At 29.5% G+C, this 1,880-nt stretch carries 2 protein-coding genes; both read right to left on the bottom strand.

Features of this window, described 5'->3' with window-relative positions; translation table 11 throughout:
* The coding region (locus LPH68_RS26100; RefSeq protein WP_230297261.1) for a hypothetical protein at positions 1 to 779 on the bottom strand (779 nt) is incomplete at its 3' end.
* Positions 763 to 1,878 carry a dehydrogenase gene (locus tag LPH68_RS26105; RefSeq protein WP_230297262.1) on the bottom strand — a complete coding sequence of 372 codons (1,116 nt, stop codon included), beginning with the start codon at positions 1,876 to 1,878 and terminating at the stop codon, positions 763 to 765. The genes LPH68_RS26100 and LPH68_RS26105, both read right to left, overlap by 17 nt.
* Positions 1,879 to 1,880 lie beyond the last annotated feature (2 nt).

A 1,880-nucleotide genomic window follows, 5' to 3' on the forward strand; every position in this document is an offset into this window, starting at 1 on the left:
ATATAATTAATTCCTACAATTTTTAAAATCTCAACTAATACTACATATAAAATAAATAGAGGTTTATACAACTCACTAAAGTTTCCCCACACAAAGAAACCTAAGAAATAAAGAAAAGAGAAAATGAGAATCGCTTTAGATAAATTCATAAAAAAAAGAATCCTATTACTGATATAATATATAATAATAGAAGAGAAAGCAGTAAAACCACTTATCATTCCAAATGTATATTTATCATAAGGTGAAACTGTAGAATAAGAAATATTGAACATTATTTCCCAAGTCTGTTCGGGGACTAAAATATTTACAATGTTCAATAGCAATACTCCTGCCTGCACTTGGAATAAACAACTTAAAACGGGAAGTTTTTGTTTCTTTGGTGCTATACCATTAATACTATGATTTAAATAAAATATGAAACTTCCAATTATAAGCCAAATAAAAGGTTCATAATCTGATGATATATGTACAATCCCTGTTTGAAGTTTTAGCAAGTACATAAAACCACCCATAAATGCGACTAAGAAAGAACAGAAGCTAATAAGTCCTTTATATTTTTCGATATTTCTAAGAAAGAGAAAATAAATACAGAAAAAACCGAAGAACAAACATTCTTCTCGAAACAAGACAATTGTCAAGTCTGATGGTATATCATGGATTCCCATGTAAGAGTGAATTACATCCCATGAGAAAAATATCCAGGGAAAACCAGTGAAACATGCTATGGCACATAACCACAACATACACACAAGAATTTTCTTTTTAATTTTTATGTTCATAATATGAATATTTTATTCCGTAAAAGTCTAAATCCGACATAAAAGATTGGCAATTCAAAGAGTCACAAAGACAATTTAATCCTATTTTTGTTTTACCTTCTAAAATGTATTGAGTAGTAATAACAGCAGGTAATGCAGTATATAATAAATTATTTTTTGTATATAAATAGTAAAAGGTATCTATCTTTCTTTCTGGCTCTATTTTAGAAACTTGACAAATTACACTTCCCCACTTATTCTCTTTCTTAACGAGACGTTGATAATCATCTTGCAACATAAGTGTTGCTTTATTTAAATTATGTTTATAAAAGATCTTTATAAACATAAACTTCCCCATTGAGATATAGTCATTTAGCATAATGAATGTTGATATCTTTCTTATTTGTTTTAAAGAAGTAGCCAATTGAGTTAATTGTTCGTCAAATGATGGCATACATATTTTTTTATGTCCAATGAAAGGAAAAAATTTGTGATGTGTATATCGAAAAGGAGACACCTGTATTTCCTTTCCATGAGAATAAACATAGGAACGTGTTTTTCCCATAGATGATGCTGCCAGATCATAAGTTGAACTATATGACCAATTATCAACAGCACCATAATAGATATTAAAATTAGTATTTTCTGGGCTGTTTAAATGAGTCTCTATAATAGTTTTAGAAAATACGCCTGAAATACCAGGCATCCAACCAACACCTATAATAAAGCAAAGTTTCTGAGCTTCAATGCTTTTTTCATATGGTTTTAATAAATCACGCAAAATGCCATATCCTCCTATATCGATGTAGTGGCAATTATTTCTTAATGCATGTAAGGCAATCTTGTCATTTATTTTAAATGAAGGTCCAACAGCATTAATAACCAACAAACATTGAGAACAAAAATTATCCAATTCTACATCATTGTTATAGTTCATTTGGTTATACTTAAGTCGCTCACTATTATAAAATGTAGACATAGATATTTCTTTTATGGATCTCCTACCACCAATTAAAACATGGAAGTGAGTTTGTAGTTGTAATAAATAGGGATTGTCGTTTAATGTTTTTAATCTGAGCGAAGCAGCGACCAATCCATTCAATTTCTGCGTCCGACTCATCA

It is taken from the genome of Bacteroides sp. 1_1_30, assembly GCF_020982715.1.
In the GTDB taxonomy this organism is placed as follows: domain Bacteria; phylum Bacteroidota; class Bacteroidia; order Bacteroidales; family Bacteroidaceae; genus Bacteroides; species Bacteroides xylanisolvens.

Coding starts and splice junctions, on each gene's coding strand:
- LPH68_RS26105 (WP_230297262.1), bottom strand. CDS start 1,878: ATGAGTCGGACGCAGAAATTGAATGGATTGGTCGCTGCTTCGCTCAGA.